The sequence below is a fragment of the Leisingera caerulea DSM 24564 genome (assembly GCF_000473325.1).
Taxonomy (GTDB): Bacteria; Pseudomonadota; Alphaproteobacteria; order Rhodobacterales; family Rhodobacteraceae; genus Leisingera; species Leisingera caerulea.
Map to the genome: position 1 here is coordinate 1,663,451 of NZ_KI421513.1, position 17,451 is coordinate 1,680,901.

Annotated in this window: 18 protein-coding genes and 1 tRNA gene; 15 read left to right on the forward strand and 4 right to left on the reverse strand. The window is 63.7% G+C overall.

All coding sequences use genetic code 11. The annotated features are described in order from the left end of the window. Nucleotides 1–27: 27 nt before the first annotated feature. Nucleotides 28–867 carry a DMT family transporter gene (locus CAER_RS0115390; protein WP_027236213.1) on the forward strand — a complete coding sequence of 280 codons (840 nt, stop codon included), beginning with the start codon at nucleotides 28–30 and terminating at the stop codon, nucleotides 865–867. Nucleotides 868–919: 52 nt separating this feature from the next. On the opposite strand, the gene CAER_RS0115395 is transcribed toward CAER_RS0115390, so the two are convergent. From CAER_RS0115395 to CAER_RS0115410, 3 genes are all read right to left on the reverse strand, one after another. After that, entirely contained in the window at nucleotides 920–3,877 is a 2,958-nt protein-coding gene (locus tag CAER_RS0115395; protein WP_027236214.1) for a PAS domain S-box protein, read from the reverse strand. Nucleotides 3,878–4,103: 226 nt separating this feature from the next. Continuing rightward, the gene (locus tag CAER_RS0115400; RefSeq protein WP_027236215.1) at nucleotides 4,104–6,452 is read right to left on the reverse strand and encodes a methyl-accepting chemotaxis protein; all 2,349 of its coding nucleotides are present in this window, start codon (nucleotides 6,450–6,452) and stop codon (nucleotides 4,104–4,106) included. Between the two features lie 472 nt (nucleotides 6,453–6,924). Beyond that, nucleotides 6,925–6,999 (reverse strand) — tRNA-Thr (locus CAER_RS0115410). Between the two features lie 85 nt (nucleotides 7,000–7,084). On the opposite strand from CAER_RS0115410, the gene CAER_RS30185 reads away from it, so the two are divergent. The 5 genes from CAER_RS30185 to hisD all read left to right on the forward strand — a co-directional run bounded on the left by CAER_RS30185 (nucleotide 7,085) and on the right by hisD (nucleotide 10,964). After that, the gene (locus CAER_RS30185; RefSeq protein WP_167332323.1) at nucleotides 7,085–7,240 is read left to right on the forward strand and encodes a hypothetical protein; all 156 of its coding nucleotides are present in this window, start codon (nucleotides 7,085–7,087) and stop codon (nucleotides 7,238–7,240) included. Between the two features lie 6 nt (nucleotides 7,241–7,246). After that, entirely contained in the window at nucleotides 7,247–8,515 is a 1,269-nt protein-coding gene (murA, locus tag CAER_RS0115420; protein WP_027236216.1) for a UDP-N-acetylglucosamine 1-carboxyvinyltransferase, read from the forward strand. Beyond that, nucleotides 8,515–8,991 carry a DUF2948 family protein gene (locus CAER_RS0115425; protein WP_027236217.1) on the forward strand — a complete coding sequence of 159 codons (477 nt, stop codon included), beginning with the start codon at nucleotides 8,515–8,517 and terminating at the stop codon, nucleotides 8,989–8,991. The genes murA and CAER_RS0115425 overlap by 1 nt, the downstream gene beginning before the upstream one ends. Before the next feature lie 3 nt (nucleotides 8,992–8,994). Further along, nucleotides 8,995–9,507 (forward strand): GNAT family N-acetyltransferase, encoded by a 513-nt coding sequence (locus CAER_RS0115430; RefSeq protein ID WP_027236218.1) that lies wholly within the window; start codon nucleotides 8,995–8,997, stop codon nucleotides 9,505–9,507. Nucleotides 9,508–9,662: 155 nt separating this feature from the next. Further along, complete coding sequence (hisD, locus tag CAER_RS0115435) at nucleotides 9,663–10,964, forward strand: histidinol dehydrogenase (RefSeq protein WP_027236219.1); 1,302 nt, start codon at nucleotides 9,663–9,665, stop codon at nucleotides 10,962–10,964. 245 nt (nucleotides 10,965–11,209) lie between these two features. On the opposite strand, the gene CAER_RS0115440 is transcribed toward hisD, so the two are convergent. Continuing rightward, the gene (locus CAER_RS0115440; RefSeq protein WP_036797725.1) at nucleotides 11,210–11,968 is read right to left on the reverse strand and encodes an SDR family oxidoreductase; all 759 of its coding nucleotides are present in this window, start codon (nucleotides 11,966–11,968) and stop codon (nucleotides 11,210–11,212) included. Nucleotides 11,969–12,127: 159 nt separating this feature from the next. On the opposite strand from CAER_RS0115440, the gene CAER_RS0115445 reads away from it, so the two are divergent. The 9 genes from CAER_RS0115445 (at nucleotide 12,128) to CAER_RS0115485 (ending at nucleotide 17,404) form a co-directional block, all read left to right on the forward strand. Then, nucleotides 12,128–12,607 (forward strand): UPF0262 family protein, encoded by a 480-nt coding sequence (locus CAER_RS0115445; RefSeq protein WP_027236221.1) that lies wholly within the window; start codon nucleotides 12,128–12,130, stop codon nucleotides 12,605–12,607. Between the two features lie 3 nt (nucleotides 12,608–12,610). Continuing rightward, nucleotides 12,611–13,069 (forward strand): arsenate-mycothiol transferase ArsC, encoded by a 459-nt coding sequence (locus CAER_RS0115450; RefSeq protein ID WP_027236222.1) that lies wholly within the window; start codon nucleotides 12,611–12,613, stop codon nucleotides 13,067–13,069. Then, nucleotides 13,066–13,464, forward strand: coding sequence for a ketosteroid isomerase-related protein (locus tag CAER_RS0115455; RefSeq protein WP_027236223.1), 399 nt, complete (start codon nucleotides 13,066–13,068; stop codon nucleotides 13,462–13,464). The genes CAER_RS0115450 and CAER_RS0115455 overlap by 4 nt, the downstream gene beginning before the upstream one ends. Then, on the forward strand, nucleotides 13,461–14,048 hold the full coding sequence (locus CAER_RS0115460) for a GNAT family N-acetyltransferase (RefSeq protein ID WP_027236224.1): 588 nt from the start codon (nucleotides 13,461–13,463) through the stop codon (nucleotides 14,046–14,048). Before CAER_RS0115455 ends, CAER_RS0115460 begins: the two co-directional genes overlap by 4 nt. A 161-nt stretch (nucleotides 14,049–14,209) precedes the next feature. Further along, nucleotides 14,210–15,088, forward strand: a complete 879-nt coding sequence (locus CAER_RS0115465; RefSeq protein ID WP_027236225.1) for a carbon-nitrogen hydrolase family protein — start codon at nucleotides 14,210–14,212, stop codon at nucleotides 15,086–15,088. Between the two features lie 83 nt (nucleotides 15,089–15,171). Continuing rightward, the gene (gene infA / locus CAER_RS0115470; RefSeq protein WP_005620785.1) at nucleotides 15,172–15,390 is read left to right on the forward strand and encodes a translation initiation factor IF-1; all 219 of its coding nucleotides are present in this window, start codon (nucleotides 15,172–15,174) and stop codon (nucleotides 15,388–15,390) included. Between the two features lie 213 nt (nucleotides 15,391–15,603). Continuing rightward, a complete protein-coding gene (locus CAER_RS0115475) occupies nucleotides 15,604–16,185 on the forward strand; it encodes a Maf family protein (RefSeq protein WP_027236226.1) in 582 nt (193 codons plus the stop codon). Next, nucleotides 16,182–17,204, forward strand: a complete 1,023-nt coding sequence (locus CAER_RS0115480; protein ID WP_027236227.1) for a ribonuclease E/G — start codon at nucleotides 16,182–16,184, stop codon at nucleotides 17,202–17,204. The genes CAER_RS0115475 and CAER_RS0115480 overlap by 4 nt, the downstream gene beginning before the upstream one ends. Continuing rightward, on the forward strand, nucleotides 17,201–17,404 hold the full coding sequence (locus tag CAER_RS0115485; protein WP_027236228.1) for a DNA gyrase inhibitor YacG: 204 nt from the start codon (nucleotides 17,201–17,203) through the stop codon (nucleotides 17,402–17,404). Before CAER_RS0115480 ends, CAER_RS0115485 begins: the two co-directional genes overlap by 4 nt. The last annotated feature ends 47 nt before the right edge of the window (nucleotides 17,405–17,451 follow it).

The following is a 17,451-nucleotide window of genomic DNA, read 5'->3' on the forward strand; positions in this document are numbered from 1 at the left end:
CCTTCTATTAAAAGATTTATCACCATCATGACCCCCTTTATCATTGCCATCATTCTGTCAGCGGCGCTGTTGCATGCGGTGTGGAACGCCATTGTCAAAACTGCGGCCGACCGCACCACCACACTGGGGCTGGTTGCCTTTGGCCACGTCATCCCTGCTTCCGTGATGATCGCGGTGCTGCCGCTGCCTTCGGCGGAGAGCTTTGTCTACATCCTGCTCTCCACGGCCGTGCACTTTGGCTATTTTTACATGCTGGGGCGCGCCTATCAGCATGGCGACCTGAGCGTCGTCTATCCGATTGCCCGGGGCATCGTGCCGGCGCTGGTGGGCATCTGGGCGATGATCTTCGCCGGGGAGGTGCTGCCGCTGCAGGCCTGGATCGGGATTGGGGTGATCGCGCTCGGCATCCAGCTTAGCAGCTGGAAAGCGCTGCGCTCCGGCGTGGGGCATGCAGCGCTGGGTTTTGCCGCCGGGACGGGTTTTTGCATTTCTGTTTATTCGCTGGTCGACGGCATGGGGGTGCGCCTGTCCGGCAACACGCTGAGCTATTGGGCCTGGGGGGCGTTCCTGCACATCTTCATCGCGGGCTTCATTGCCGTGCGCAAGCGCAAGACCCTGGCGGGGCTGCCAAAAAGCACCTGGGCTTTGGGCATCGCCGGCGGGCTGGTGTCGATGACAGCCTACGGTCTGGTGCTGTACGCGAAAAACTTTGCCCCGCTGGGGGCGGTGTCTGCGCTGCGGGAAACTTCGGTGATATTTGCGGCGCTGATCGGTTTTGTCGTTCTGAGGGAAGGCTACTGGATGCGGCGCCTGGGGGCGGCGGTGCTGATGGCTGCCGGCGTGTCGCTGATCGGGATGGCGGTCTAGCGCCGGCGCCCGCTTGGCCGTTCATTGCCTGACAGGGCCGCACACTGCGCCGTCACGCACTGGCACGGGGCCGCTGCTGGGCCTCTGCCGCTTCAGCCAGAACTGCGGCAAGAGTGTGCAGCAGCACAGCCTTTTTCACTGGTTTGGCCAGAAAGTGGTCCATGCCGGCGTCCAAACAAGCCTGCCGGTCGCTGGAGAAGGCATTGGCCGTCAAGGCCACGATCACCGGCTGGGGAATCGGCAGGCTGCGGATTTCCCGGGTGGCGCCAATGCCATCAAGTTCCGGCATGGACATGTCCATCAGGATGATGTCCGGCTGCAGCTCCTTGCACATCTCCACAGCCGCGCGGCCGTTCCCGGCCTCTTCCAGATCAACCGGCTGGCCGCGCAGGAATTTACGGATCAGCAGCCTGTTGGTCTGATTGTCTTCGGCCAGCAGAACCCGGCAGGGCCCAAGCTGCGGCGGTGCATCCGCAAGCGCCGGTGCCACTTTGCTCATCGCCTCGCCGGCCGGCGCCATCTGCAGTTCCAGCCGGAAACAGGAGCCTTGGCCCTGCTGCGATTGCACCGAAATACCGCCCCCCATCCGCTTGGCCAGCATGCTGGAAATCGTCAGCCCCAGCCCGGTGCCGCCGAAGGCCTTGGTGGTTGCGGCGTCGGCCTGGGTGAAGCGGTCGAAGATGTGGCTGGCCTGGGCTTCGGAAATACCGATGCCGCTGTCCTGAACCTCGACCACGAGGCGGCAGGAATCCGCGCCGACCTGCGAGACCCGCACTGCAATTTTGCCTTCGGGCGTGAATTTCACCGCATTGCCGATCAGGTTGACCAGGATCTGACGCAGCCGCCCGTCATCACCGTGCAGCCGTACGGGCAGGCCGGCTGCATAGCTGACCTGCATTGACAGGCCCTTTTCCAGAGCCTTCGGGCGGAACAGATCGGCGGCGCTGTCGATGCAGTCCCGAAGGTTGAAATCCTCCCGGGTGATGGCGAATTTGCCCGCCTCCAGCCGCGACAGGTCGAGGATGTCATTGATGATTTTCAGCAGCGCCTGCGCCGAGCTGCGGATCGTCTCCACATTCTGCTGGTCGTCGGCAGTCAGGTCTGCCTCCGCCAGCAGATCGGCCATGCCGATGATACCGTTCATCGGAGTGCGGATTTCGTGGCTCATGTTGGCCAGGAATTCCGATTTGGCACGGTCTGCGTGTTCGGCTGCCAGCTTGGCCTCGGCCAGTTCACGCTCGCGCTGCTTGCTGCGGGTGATGTCGCGCTCGATGCCGATGATCAGGTCGACCTCGCCGTCGGCACCAGTCACCGGCACGATGTTGGTGTCAAACCAGACCTCTTCTCCCGACTTGGTGTAGTTGAGCACCTCGTTGTGGTAACGGACCCCGCGTTCCTTGTGGCGGTTCATTTCCCGGATGACACTGAGGTCGGTGTCGGGCCCGTCCAGAAGGTCCGAGGGGGTGCTGCCGATTGCTTCTTCAGCGGAGTAGCCGGTGGCCCGCGTAAAGGCGTCGTTGACCCAAAGGATATTGCGCCTGGCATCCGTCAGGATGATGCTGTCGGAGGCATGTTTGGCCACCAGTGACAGGCGGTACAATTCCGCCTGCTGTTTCTGGAGCTCCGCATGGGCTTCCTCCAGTGCCCGCTTCCCCTCTTTCAGCTCGGTATTCCGTTCCGACAAGGCCTGGTTGGCGTGGATCAGCTCCTCGCGCAGGCGGACGTCTTCGGACACATTCCAGTTGACGCCGATCATCCAGTCGCGGCCCTGCGCGTCGGTAAACGGGCTGGCCAGGGCCCGGATATGCTTGATCGTGCCATCATCCAGCACGATCCGGAACTCAGAGGCAAAATTCGTCTTGGCACGTTCTGCCGCGTCCAGGGATTCGGCAACCCGGTCCCGGTCCTGCGGGTGCAGCCTGGCGTTCCAGGCGGTGCCCGACAGCGGGCCCTCTTCCCGGGGCACGCCGTACAGCTCATGCATCCGGCTGTCCCAAGTGACGCGCCTGTTTTCCGCATCGCATTCCCAGATGCCGACTCTGGAGGTCTTGACCGCAATCTCCAGCCGCCGCGAAACAGCTTCCAGTTCCGCTTCCCGGCGCCGCAGCTGGCCGATCACGGTCTGCCGTGCGGCAGACAGCCTGCCGGCCAGGAAAGTCGGAAAAACAATCAGGGTGCCGGCCGCCAGCAGCACCAGACGCAACTGCCACAGATTGCCCGGACGGCTTTGCCAGCCGCCGGCAGGCCGGGCCGCCAGCTGCCAGGATCCAACCGGCAGGTTAATTTCCATCAGCACCGGGTCGCCGGCGGGAATATCCGCTGACCCAAGAAACTGCTGGCCGGCCGCACCGGTGCCGTCCTTGCCAGTGAGGGCAATTTCCAGCCCGCTATCTGCGCCGGCCACGCCGGTTTCTGCATAAAGTGTTCCGGTTTCGACAACGGCGGACAGAATGCCCCAGAACTTTCGCTCCTCTTCCGGCCCGGTGAAGATCGGCAGCCGGTAGATGAAGCCGGTGCCGCCCTGCACCAGGTTCACTGGTCCGGCCAGCACCATTTCACCGCTGTCGCGCACCCTGTGCGCCGCCGCCCGCTGGGCAGCATTCCTGGTGTAATCCAGCCCGAGCGCCGGTTCGTTGCCTTTCATCGGGTAAATCAAAGAGACGACCAGTTGCGGGGCAGCAGCAATATGCCGGATCGCGGTCTGCCCTTTCAAAACCTGTTCCGCAATCTGGCTGAACCGGGATTGCGGCATGTCCGGTTCTGTGGCCAGCATCGCAGCAAGCCCGCGCAGCCTCTGGTAATCGCCGTTCAGCTGGCCTTCCAGCCGGGACTTGATCAGCCCGGCCTGCTGCTGGATCCGGGCGCGTTCGGATTGGTGGTGGATGGTGTCGTTCTGCCTTTCGGCATAATACCCGGCGGCGCAGACAACTGCCAAAGCAAGCAAAGCGGGCAGGTAGGTCCGGTTGCTGAGCCTGCGCAGCCAGCCTGCGGAAGTCTTATTCAGGGCCATCTAGCCACCTTTTGAATTTACGCCAAACTCCTCTGACAGCCGCCGGGCTTTGCGGGTCAGGAGTCCGGTTCTGCTCCAAGATCTCCTTAAAGTCTGAAAAACTGGTTTTCACAACACCACCTCTTTCAGCGGCGGGCAGGTCATGCCGCGAGGCTGCCGCCGGCCAGGCCGCCGAAACCTGGCACCGCGTCCGGACCCGAGCCGGTACAGGTGTCTTGGCGCGAAATCAGAAATCCTGCCATTTCGCCAGAGCCGCGGAGCCATGCGCGGCCGGGGCTGCCGCCGGGGCCTCCGGCAGATCACTCCAGCCCGTGCCATGAGCCGATGGCAGTTCCGGTTCGGAAGGCTGGCGCGGCGGCGGCATCTCCAGCCCGACATTGAACCGCGCCACCAGCCCGGCCAGCTTGGACGCGTCGCCGTTGAGCAGCTGGCCGGCCGCGGTCATCTGCTCGACCATGGCCGCATTCTGCTGGGTCACCTGATCCAGCTGCATCACGCCGGTGTTGATCTCGCCAATGCCTGTCGACTGCTCAGCAGCACCTTCGGCAATGCCCGACACCAGCCCCGAAATGTGGGTGACCTGCGAGACGATGCTGTTCAGTGCCTCGCCGGCCTTGCCGACCAGGTCCACGCCCTTGGCCACCTGTTCACCGGAGTTGGAAATCAGCGCCTTGATCTCCATCGCCGCATCCGAGGACCGTTGCGCCAGCGCCCGCACTTCGGAGGCAACAACCGCGAAGCCGCGTCCGGCGTCACCGGCACGCGCGGCCTCGACCCCGGCATTCAGCGCCAGCAGGTTGGTCTGGAAGGCGATATCGTCGATCACAGTGATAATCTGCGAGATGTGGGCCGAGGATTGCTCAATCTCGGTCATTGCAGAGACCGCGTTCTGAACCACCTGGCCGCTGGATTCGGCCTCATCCCGGGCTTCGTTCATCGAGGTTTCCACCCGGCGCGCACCATCGGCGGCCGCTTTGACGCTGGCGGTCATCTGGTCCAGCGCCGCCGCGGTCTGTTCAAGTGTGGCTGCCTGGCTTTCGGTGCGCTGCGACAGGTCGTCTGATGCCTGGCTGATCTCCGAGGTGCCGTTGCGGATGCTGGTGGTGGCTTCGACAACTTCGCGCACCGTAGCGTTCAGCGTGTTGACCGTCTGATTGAAGTCGAGGCGCAGGCTTTTGTAGGCCTCGGGGAAAGGCTCATCAATCGTGCTGGAGAAGTCCCCGCTTGCCAGATGCTTCAGACCGTTGCGCAGCTCGCTGACGACATGGTCCTGCTGGCGCTGCAGCTCGGACCGTTCCTCTTCGGCGATCTGGGCATTCTGAAGATCGGTTTTGAACCCTTCTAATATCCCGGCGATATTGCCGAATTCGTCCCCGTTGCCCTTGCCCGCGACCGGATGCTCGTAATCCTTGGCCGCGATATGTTCGACGCTCTCGGACAGGGCGGAAACCTTGAGGGCGATGCCGCGGGCCGCCACCCAGGACAGCAGCGCCACCGCAAGCGCAACGCCAACGGCCTGCAGCATGGCGGCATTGACCAGGCTTTTCTGTGCGGCCAGGGCCTCGGCGCTGTCGACCTCCAGCACAATTCCCCAGGTCCGGTCGTCCAGGCCGACACGTCCGGCCATCGCCTCAACCGGCTGGCCGGACAGGCCCGGCGTGCCGGAGAACGTGCTTTCCTCGCCATCGATTGCAGCATTGATCTGCTGCAGCTGGGGCAGCTGCGACAGGATCTGGTGGCCGCCCGCGCGGCTGGAAGCGGTCAGGGCAACGCCATCGCCGCGCACCAGATAAGCCTGGCCGGTCTCCCCCAGCAGCTCGGAATGTGACAGAATCCCGGCGATTTCGCCTACGGGCACGCGCAGGACCAGGGCCCCCATAATCGCGCCCCTTTTGAAGACCGGCGAGGAAATGAACATGGCCGAGGCGCCGCCGCCCGGCTCATAAGCGGCCATCTTCGAAAGGAACACATCGCCCTGTTCCAGCTCCAGCGCAGTCCGGAAGGCCTGGCCCAGCCCGCTGTCCTTGTACGCGCCGTCTAAGTAATTCAGCGCGAAATCGGCGTTTTTATGGACTGAATAGACCATGTTTCCCTGCACATCCAAAAGGTAGGCGTCAAGGAAACCCTGCTCCTCCAGAAAGGTGACAAAGCCGGTGTGGTTCATCTTGTGGCGGATAGACCAGGCGGATTTGTCCTTGGCGTCCAGCAGTTTGTAACGTTCGCCAGCGGGGTTGGGGTTGCCGTCGGCGTAGGTGGCGCGCAGGTATCCGCCGGGATCCTCGCCCAGCGAATAGAAGCCGTTGGAAAAGTCGCGCAGCGCTGTTTCGACGGCTTTGCTGGCGACCAGCGTCCGGGTCTGGGAGCGCAGATCTGCCACCCAGGATTCGAGTGCTTCCTTCCGTTCCTCCAGCAGCGTTGCATACGCGGCTTCACGGTTGGCTTTCAGCGCTTGCCCGGCTTCCCAGGCAAAGAAAAAGCCCGAGGCAAGGGTCAGCAGGATTGTCGGCGCGGCGATGGACAGCGGCAGCTTGCGGCCCAGCCGCATATTGCCCCAGAATTTGGACAGTCGGGTCATTAGAGAGCAGTTCCCATCAACATTTCGGTCTGCCCGGCAGCCTGAGTGGGGCGGCGGGCGGTGCCAGCTGGGTGGCGCTTGATAGAGAAACACTCAGAGGGATTCGTTTCCGCTGCGTTAATTTCAGCGGCGGAGCCCCCGATTTGCGGCACCCCGCAGGGGGCCGGGGCGCAAAATAGCCGTTTCAATTCTGTTTGCGGCCTTCGCAAATGCGGCGAATCGCTGAGGCTCGGCCAAATCCCGCCGTCAGGCGTTCCGGCCGCTGCGAATCTGCGGTGCCGGTTGCGGCGGCGGCGCTGCCAGGCCGGTCACGGCTGGAAACCGCCCGGAAGGCAGCCGGTGCCGCAAGAAGCGCATAAACCCCCGACTTTCAGGATGCCAAGACTGCCCGCAGCGGCGTGTCATCCCAGAAGTTGCCGCAACGTCGCGAACTGGGGCGGTAAGCTTGTGAAAGTATTGATGTTTTGGAAGATGGTGCTGCTGGAGAGAATTGAACTCTCGACCTCTCCCTTACCAAGGGAGTGCTCTACCTCTGAGCTACAGCAGCGCCGGTGAGGGGGCTTTTAGGCATAAACGCGGAGGGGTGCAAGAGCATTCTGGACGGTTTTTTCGCACTAAGTTACAGAAGTTCTATGGCAGAGAAGAAAACACCGAAAAACGACGGATCTGCGGCCTCTCGCGAAGACCGGCTGAAGGCCGCGCTCAAGGCCAACATGGCCCGGCGCAAGGCGCAGGCCAAGGCGCGGGCTGAAAAGCAGGACCAGGATACAGGTAAGAGCGGAGAGTAAGAGCGGATGGATTCGATTTTGGTAACGGGCAATGGCCCGCTGAACGGGCAGATCCCGATCGCCGGCGCCAAGAACGCCTGCTTAACCCTCATGCCGGCGACCCTGCTCAGCGAAGAGCCGCTGACGCTGACCAATGCGCCCCGGCTCAGCGACATCAAGACGATGACGCTGCTGCTGCAATCTTTGGGCGCCGAGGTGTCCAGCCTGCAGGACGGACAGGTGCTGGCAATGTCGAGCCACGATCTGACAAGCCATGTCGCCGATTATGAGATCGTGCGGAAAATGCGCGCTTCCAACCTGGTGCTGGGCCCGATGCTGGCCCGGCTGGGCCAGGCGGTGGTGTCGCTGCCGGGCGGCTGCGCCATCGGCGCGCGGCCGATGGATCTGCACATCCACGGGTTGGAGGCTCTGGGCGCCGAGATTGAGCTGAAAGACGGCTACTTGCACGCCAAGGCGCCGGGCGGCCTCAAGGGCGCGGTGGTAGAGCTGAGCTTTGCCTCCGTTGGCGCTACCGAAAACATCATGATGGCCGCAACCCTTGCCAAGGGCACCACAGTCATCAAGAACGCTGCGCGCGAGCCGGAAATCACCGACCTGGCGGACTGCCTGCGGAAAATGGGCGCGCAGATCGAGGGCGACGGCTCCCCCGACATCACCATCCAGGGGGTCGACCGGCTGCACGGCGCGACTCACCAGGTGGTCACCGACCGGATTGAGCTTGGCACCTATATGCTGGCCCCGGCGATCTGCGGCGGCGAGGTGGAGCTTCTGGGCGGCCGTATCTCTCTGCTCGGGGCGTTCTGCGAAAAACTGGATGCTGCGGGTATTCAAGTGACGGAGACGGAAAAGGGCCTTAAGGTCAGCCGCAAGAACGGCCGGGTAAAGGCGGTTGACGTTGTGACCGAACCCTTCCCCGGCTTCCCGACCGACCTGCAGGCGCAGATGATGGCGTTGATGTGCACCGCCGAAGGCACATCGGTGCTGGAAGAGAAGATTTTTGAGAACCGCTTTATGCATGCGCCGGAACTGGTGCGCATGGGCGCGCAGATCGAGGTGCATGGCGGCCATGCCACGGTGACCGGCGTCGAAAAGCTGAAAGGTGCGCCCGTCATGGCCACCGACCTGCGCGCTTCGGTCTCGCTGATTCTTGCTGGTCTGGCGGCAGAAGGTGAAACCAGGGTGAGCCGTGTCTACCACCTGGACCGCGGCTATGAGCATGTGGTGCGCAAGCTGTCCGGTGTCGGTGCCAAAATCGAGCGGATCAAGGAGCAGTGATGGCGGATGCAAGTTTCGAGGACGGCCGCGAAGTCCCGCTGAATCTGGGCGCATTGGAGGAGGAGGATCTCAAAGTCATCTCCTCGCTGGTTCAGGATGCTGTTTTCCCGGCGACCGAAATGAGCTGGCGCGCATCAGAGCGCCGCTTTGCCCTGCTGCTGAACCGCTTCCGCTGGGAGGACCGGGATGCCGCCGAACGCCGCGGCCGCGCCTATGAGCGGGTGCAGTCGCTGCTGGTGGTGGACAATGTTCTGCGGGTCGCCTCTCAAGGAGTGGACCGCAAGGACAAGGACTTGGTGCTGTCCCTGCTTGCCGTCAGTTTTGAGCCCGGTGAAGACGGCACCGGCCACGTGCTGCTCACCCTGGCGGGCGACGGGGCCATCCGCCTGTCGGTCGAAGCGCTGGAGGTGTCCTTGCGCGATGTGACCCGGCCTTACCGGGCGCCGTCGGGGAAGGCGCCGGACCACAAAGCCTGACCTATGCAGAACAAACGCGGCATCTCTCAGGCGTTCGCCCGCCCGCTGAGCGGCCTGGAGATCCGTCCCGCGTCTGTTTTCGACGTCTTCGCCATGAGTCAGGTCCTTACCGCTTCGGTCCGAGGTTTGTGCCAGGCCGGCCATGGCTGCGATCCGCAGCGGATTGACGCGTGGACCGCCGCCGTGGCCCCCGGGCAAATCCGCGCCTGGTTAGGCGGGGCCGGGCGGTGCTGGCTGGCCGAACGCAACGGCCAAGCCGCGGCAGTGGGTGGGCTGGATCCGGATGGCACGGTGACATTGCTCTATGTTGCCCCCAGCGCCGCAAGGCAGGGCACAGGCTCGGCACTGCTGGCGCATCTTGAGGCGGAGCTGCACAGCGCTGGCCATAGCGAAGGGCGTTTGAGCGCAACCCGTGCCGCGCTGGGCTTTTGCCGGAAGCATGGCTGGCGGCAGGCAGAGGCTCCTGCTGCTTCCTGCTGCTTGCCTTGCATTCCGATGCGCAAGCCGCTGGGCTGATGCAGGCGGCTCTGACTGGTTAAAGCAAACGCCGGGGCAATTGGAAACCGGCCCAAGCGCAGCATGCCCGCTGTTGCGTCCAATTGCTCCGCCTGCTGCCATACATCTTGAGACTGCCCGGGCATGCAGCTATGCGAAGGCCAAAGGAGATCCCGATGCCGCAGTTTCTGAACACCCGTGACACCGATTTCGAAGAATCCTTCACGGCGCTGCTGGGCGCCAAGCGCGAGGACAGCCCGGATGTGGATTCCATCGTTGCCGGGATCATCGCGGACGTGCGCGGCCGCGGCGATGCCGCGCTGGTGGAGCTGACGGCGAAATTCGACCGGCTGGAGCTGGCGCCCGCGCAGCTGCGCATTACCGATGCAGAGGCGGATGCGGCGATTGCGGATGTGCCTGCAGAAGAACGCGCTGCACTGGAACTGGCAGCAGAACGGATCCGCGCCTATCATGCCCGCCAGATGCCGGAGGATGCGCAGTGGACGGACGAGACCGGCGCAACGCTGGGCTGGCGCTGGTCGGCGGTGTCGGCTGCGGGGCTTTATGTGCCGGGCGGGCTGGCGTCCTATCCGTCATCCGTGCTTATGAATGCCATTCCGGCCAAGGTCGCAGGGGTGGAGCGGCTGGCGGTCACCGTGCCCACGCCGGACGGCCAGATCAACCCGCTTGTGCTGCTGGCGGCCCGGATTGCCGGGGTGGATGAAATCTACCGGGTCGGCGGCGCGCAGGCCGTGGCGGCGCTGGCTTATGGCACTGAGACCATTGCGCCGGTGGACAAGATCACCGGCCCCGGCAATGCCTTTGTCGCGGCGGCCAAGCGGCGGGTGTTCGGCAAGGTCGGCATCGACATGATCGCCGGCCCGTCTGAAATCCTGGTGATTGCCGACAAGGACAACAATCCGGACTGGATTGCGCTGGACCTGATGAGCCAGGCCGAGCACGACGAAAGCGCCCAGTCGATCCTGATCACCGATGACGAGGGCTTTGGCCGCGCGGCGGCCGCGGCGGTGGATAAACGGCTGGAAACGCTGGAACGCCGTTCGATTGCCGGTGTCTCCTGGCGCGATTTCGGCGCGGTGATCACCGTGCAGGATCTGGACGAGGCCGCGGCGCTGTCGAACCGCATCGCGCCGGAGCACCTGGAACTTTGCGTCGCTGACCCTGCGGCGCTAAGCGAGAAGACAGTGCATGCGGGTGCAATTTTTCTGGGCCAGTACACGCCCGAAGCCATTGGCGACTATGTTGGCGGCCCGAACCACGTGCTGCCGACCGCGCGCTCGGCGCGGTTCTCTTCCGGCCTTTCGGTGATGGATTTCCTCAAGCGCACAACTTTCAGCCAGATGACCCCGGACTCGCTGCGCGCCATCGGCCCGGCGGCAGAGGTGCTGGCGAAAAGCGAAAGCCTGGAGGCGCACGGGCTGTCCGTCACTGCACGGCTGGATGCGCTGAACGAGTAAGCGGCGCAGGGGCTCTGCCCCTCTGCGCGTGCCGCGCATGCACCCCGGGATGTTTTCAGCCAGATGAAAAGGGATCCGCGCCCCGGAGCCCGCCGGGGCGCTTCACCTGGCGCGGTCATCGGCGTCCCCGCCTGTACCGCAGGATCAGGGTTGCGGAACCGGGTTAACGATCCGTAACTTCATCTGGCCAGAAATATCCCCGCCGGAGGCCTCAAGTCATTTTTCCCGGAAAAATGACGCAGACCTCAGTAATGCGTGGTATAGCCGCCGTCCACCGCCAGCACCTGGCCGGTTATGTAGGACGCGGCTGGGGAGGCGAGAAAGAGGACGGCCGGTGCAAGCTCCTCAGGCTCCCCCCAGCGGCCGAGGGAGGTGGCGGCCTTGAGCTTTTCCGCAATTGCCGGATCCGCTGCTGCGGCCATGTTGGGGGCGGTCTTGAAAAACCCCGGGGCAATTGCGTTCACGGTGATGCCTTTGGGGCCAAGCTCTGCCGCCAGCGCCTTGGTCATGCCGTTGATGCCGGCCTTGGCAGTGGTATAGGCGGCGTCGCCCGCCTGCGCGATAAGGCCCGCAATCGAGGAGATATTGATGATGCGGCCATAGCCCTTGGCGGCCATTTGCACCGCCGCCAGCTGGCTCAGGCGGAAGGGGGAGACCAGGTCGACCTCCCACAGCGCCAGCAGATCAGCGCGGGAGAATTCCGGCAGGCTGCGGCGGTCGCGCTGGCCGACGTTGTTGACCAGGATGTCCAGACCGCCTGCTGCCGCGATTTCCTCCATTGCCGCAACGCAAGCGTCTTCGTCTGCCACATCCAGAACCAGGGGGCGGGCGGTTCCGGGCATCCGGGCCACGGCCGCTGCCACCCGGGCCTGGCTGCGCCCGTTGATCCAAACCTCGGCCCCGGACTCAGCCAGCAGCCGGGCGGCGGCCAAGCCCAGCCCGCCGGTGGATCCGGTCACCAGCGCGCGCTGGCCTGTGAGGGAAAACTGTTCGAGCGCTGTCATCATCCTGTCTCCTGCCCGGGACAGGCTGGGCAGGCGGGCTCTGCCTGTCAAGCGCTGCCGCATACCGGCCGTGGGGTGACGCCTGCTGCTGCATTGCCCCAGGCGCGCCGGTGCGATACTCATGGCCGGACGCCTCAGCGCATTTAGAGACAAAGACCCATGAGCCGCATCAGCCACATTGAACTGGACGACCGCAACCTGCCGCCTCCGACCCCTGAGATCGAGCAGGAGCGCAAGGTGGCGATCTATGACCTGATCGAACAGAACAGCTTTACCCTGCCGTCCCGCGAGGACCGCGGGCTGCCCGACGGTCCCTACCACCTGGGCCTGGCGATCCGCGACAAGCGGCTGGTCTTTGATATCAACACCGAATCCGGTGAGAAGGCCGCGGAATTCCACCTGTCGCTGTCTCCGTTCCGGCAGGTGGTGAAGGACTATTACCAGATCTGCGAAAGCTACTTCACCGCGGTAAAGACAATGCCGCCGAGCCAGATCGAGACCATCGACATGGCCCGGCGCGGCATCCACAACGAGGGCAGCCGGGTGCTGCAGGAGCGGCTGGAAGGCAAGGCGGAGGTCGACACCGATACCGCCCGCCGCCTGTTTACCCTGATCTGTGTCCTGCATTTCGGAGGCTGACGGGTGGAGGAGCTGCCGCAGTCCGTTCTGTTCTGTTGCGACCACAATTCGGTCCGCTCTCCGATGGCGGAGGGCATCATGAAAAAATTCTATGGCACCGGCACCTATGTGCAATCCGCCGGCGTCAAGAACGATATGGAAATCGACGGTTTCTCCATCGCCGTCTGCCAGGAAATCGACGTCGAGCTGTCCCGCCACCGCTCGCGCTCCTTCGACGAGATGGAACGCTGGGGCGACGACCTGTCGTCCTTCGACCTGGTGGTGGCGCTGTCGCCCGCCAGCCAGCGCCGGGCGCTCGAGCTCACCCGGTTTTTCCACCTCGATGTCGAATATTGGCCGATTATGGACCCTACCGGGCTCGGCGAGACGCGCGAAGCCAAGCTAGACGTCTACCGGCAAACACGGGACCAAATCATCCAGCACCTGAAAAACCGCTGGGGCGAACCGACGGAGAGAACATGACCGACACCATTGCGCGCTATTTTGCAGCCTTCAATGCAGGCGACACTGATGCCATGCTGGACTGCCTGGACGAGCAGATTGCTCATCACGTGAATGAAGGGCAGATCCGCGTGGGCAAGGAGAAATTCGCAGAATTTTGCGCCCATATGAGCCACTGCTACAAGGAAGAGCTGACCGATTTGGTGATCTTCGCCAGCGAGGACGTGACCCGTGCGGCGGCGGAGTTCATTGTCAACGGCACCTACCTGGCAACCGACGAGGGCCTGCCGGAAGCCAAGGGCCAGACCTACCGCCTGCCGGGCGGATCGTTCTTTGAGCTGAAGGACGGCAAGATTTCCCGCGTCACCACCTATTACAACCTGGCGGACTGGATCGCCCAGGTGTCTGCCGGATGACGATCCGGGTCGAAGCGATGACCGGTGCGGCGCTGGAGGCCGCGCTGGACGATGTGGCCCGCCTCCGGATCAAAGTGTTCCGCGCCTGGCCATATCTGTACGACGGTGACCTGGCCTATGAGCGCGAGTACCTGCAAAGCTACCGCGACAGTGAACACGCCGTGGTGGTCGGGGCCTTTGACGGCGAGACCCTGGTCGGTGCCTCGACCGGCGCGCCGCTGGCAGATCATGCAGATGATTTCGCGGCGGCCTTTGCGGGCACCGGCATTGATCTGAATGACGTCTTCTATTGCGCCGAATCGGTGCTGCTGCCGGAATACCGCGGCCATGGCGTTGGCCACGGGTTCTTTGACGCGCGCGAGGCGCACGCCCGCAAATACGGTTTCAGCAAATGCGCTTTTTGCGGCGTGCAGCGTCCGGCGGACCATCCGCTGCGGCCTGCGGATTACGCGCCGCTCGATCCGTTCTGGCGTAAGCGCGGCTACCAGCCGCTGGCGGGCGCCATCGCGCATTTCTCCTGGAAGGATGTGGATCAGGCGGAAGAAACCAAGAAGCCGCTGCAGTTCTGGATCCGGGATTTGTAGCCCTGCCGGAGCGGCTCGGCCAAAGAGCGTTTTGCCAGGCCGCCGCAGAAGGGGTGTACAGAGGGTGCACAGGGGGTGTACGGAAGTCACCCCCTCTTCCGGAGGCCGCCAAAAGATAACCGGAATACCTAGGGTCTGCATTTGCACAAGGGGAAGACAGGATGAAAATCGCCACTGCCGCTTATCCGCTCGACTGGCTCGATAGCTGGGCGCAGTACGAAGACAAGCTCGCTGCCTGGGTCGCGGAGGCTGCCGGCAACGGGGCAGAGCTGCTGGTGTTCCCGGAATACGGTGCGATGGAGCTGTCCACCCTGGACGGGGCGGCGGTGGCCGGCGATCTGGCGCAGTCGATTCACTCGGTTTCGGAAAAGATGGAGGATGCGGCGGCGCTGCACCTGAGGCTGGCCGCCGAACATGGCGTTCACATCCTCGGGGCCTCCGCCCCGGTGCACAGCGGGCTGGACCAGCCGGTGAACCGGGCAGAATTCTATACGCCCGGCGGCAGCCGCGATCATCAGGACAAGCAGATCATGACCCGGTTCGAGCGCGCGCCCTGGGGCATCGCCGGGGGCGGGCCGCTCAAGATTTTCGAGACCAGCTTAGGCAGAATCGGTGTGCTGATCTGCTATGACAGCGAATTCCCGCTGCTGGGCCGTGCCCTGGCGGAGGCGGATGTGATTCTCGTCCCCTCCTGCACCGAGGCGCTGGCCGGATACTGGCGGGTGCGCATTGGCGCCATGTCGCGGGCACTGGAGAACCAGTGCGTGACCGCCATGGCCTCGATCGTCGGCGCAAACGCATGGTCCGAAGCGGTGGACACGAACACCGGCATGGGCGGCATTTTCGGCCCGCCGGACAAGGGCTTCCCCGCAACCGGAGTGCTGGCTGAAGGGGTGCTGAACCAGCCGGGCTGGACCTATGCCGAAGCCGATCTGGAGGCCATCGCACATGTCCGGGCTGATGGCGGGGTGCTGAACCGGCTGCATTGGGAAGAGCAAACACCGCGGGTAAATTTGGTCACAAAGGCCGCACTTTGCTGATTGAGCCCTTGAAATATTGGGAAAATGACCCCATTTAAGCGCACGTCCCGCAGTTTGCGGGTTAACCCAATGATGGAGACAACATGGCCAAGGAAGATACGCTCGAATTTCCCGGTGTCGTGAAGGAACTCCTGCCTAATGCGACGTTTCGGGTCGAGCTGGAAAACGGCCATGAAATCATCGCACATACGGCAGGCAAGATGCGCAAGAACCGCATCCGTGTTCTGGCTGGCGACCGGGTCCAGGTGGAAATGACACCTTATGACCTGACGAAGGGCCGGATCAACTACCGCTTTAAGTAAGCCGTTGATCTGCCAAGACAAACAAAGCCCGGCACCGCGCCGGGCTTTTGTTTTTTGACGCGGTCTGAAGGCCGTTGCCTCCCTTCCCGGCGGCGAAGCTGATTGCCAGGCGGCGGGACGGGGGTATTTCCGGCAGGATGATAGGGCGGCCCGCTCTTTAACGCTGCCGGTATTCACCGTATGACAGGCGTAAACCGGTAAGAGGGGCCAGGCATGGCATTTATTCTGGGATCTGGCAGCCCGCGGCGGCTGCAGCTGCTGGCGCAGCTTGGGGTGCATCCGGATACGGTGCGCCCGCCGGAAATCGACGAAACGCCGTTCAAGGGCGAGCTGCCGCGGGCTTACTGCGCGCGGGTGACGCGGGAAAAAACGCAGGCTGTTCCCGCGGGGGCAGACGATATCGTTCTTTGCGCCGACACCACCGTCGCACTGGGCCGCCGGATCCTCGGCAAGCCGCGGGACGCAGGCGAGGCAGCAGAGTTCCTGCTGGCCCTGTCCGGGCGCCGCCACCGTGTGATTACCGCGGTTGCCGTGCGCCGCGGCGACCGCATCTGGGAAAAGGACGTGGTGAGCCAGGTGAAAATGAAAAACCTGTCGGACGAGGAGCTGAATGCCTACCTCGCCACAGGCGATTGGGAAGGCAAGGCCGGCGCCTATGCCATCCAAGGGCCCGCCGGGGCTTTCATTCCATGGATCAGCGGCTCCTTTACCGGCATTGTCGGGCTGCCGCTGTCCGAAACTGCCAATCTTCTGCGCGCCGCCGGGCTGCCGCTGTATCAGGAGGCCGCCGCATGAAGGGCCGTACGATTATTCTCGACCACATCCAGGACCGTGAAGCCGCTGCGCTGATGGTGGATGGCAAGCTGGAAGACTTCCTGATCGAAAGCGATGCGCCCGCGCCCGGCACGATCTACCGCGCCCGCGCCGACCGGCCGGTGAAAGGGCAGGGCGGCATGTTCCTGACCACGCCTGACGGACCGGCCTTCCTGCGCCAGGTCAAAGGATTGGCGCCGGGGCAAATGATCCTGGTGCAGGTCTCCGGCTATGCGGAACCGGGCAAGGCGATCCCGGTCACTCAGAAGCTGCTGTTCAAAAGCCGCTATGCGATTGTGACGCCGGAGGCGCCGGGGCTGAACATTTCCCGCAGCATCCGCGACGAGGACGAGCGGGACCGGCTGCTGGAAATTGCGCATGAGGAAATGGGTGAGACGGGATACGGGCTGATCCTGCGTTCCGCCTGCGCCGGAGCGGACCGCGAAGAGATCGCCGAGGATGTTGCTGCCATGGCGGCTTTGGCATCTCAGGTGATGCAGGATGAGGGGGCTGAGGCGGAGGTCCTGTCTGAAGGCGACGGCCCGCACCTGCTGGCCTGGCGGGACTGGGTGGATCCCGCGGATGTGGAGCGCGATCCGGGCGGATTTGAGCGCCTCGGCGTTCTGGATGCGCTGGACATTGCCCAGGGCATCCGCGAACCGCTGCCGGGCGGCGCTTTCCTGTTCATCGAACCGACCCGCGCCCTGGTCGCAGTGGATGTGAACACTGGCTCCGACACTTCGCTGGCCGCAGGTATCAAAGCCAATATGGCTGCGGCCAAAGCCTTGCCGCGGGCCCTGCGCGTCAGAGGCCTGGGCGGGCAGATCGTGCTGGATTTGGCGCCGATGCCAAAGAAGGACAGGCGGGGCTTCGAGAGCGCGCTGCGGGCCGCATTGCGGGCTGATCCCGAGGAAACGGTTCTGGTCGGCTGGACCAATCTTGGGCATTACGAATTGCAGCGCAAACGCGGCCGTCCCCTGCTGCAGGAGGTGCTGAAATGAGCTGTCCGGTCTGCGGCGGGGAATCGTTACGGGCTTACCGGCCCTTTTGCTCCAAGCGCTGTGCCGATATCGACCTTGGGAAATGGCTGAATGGCTCCTATTCGGTGCCCAGCCAAGCCCCGGAAGACATTGAAAACGCTTTGGAAGAAACGGAGCGCGCGCATTCGTCGGAAGAAAATAAGCCCAAGACCTGCCATTAGCGATTTTCTTTGAAAAATCCTCTGGACACCGCCGCGCCCAAAGCATA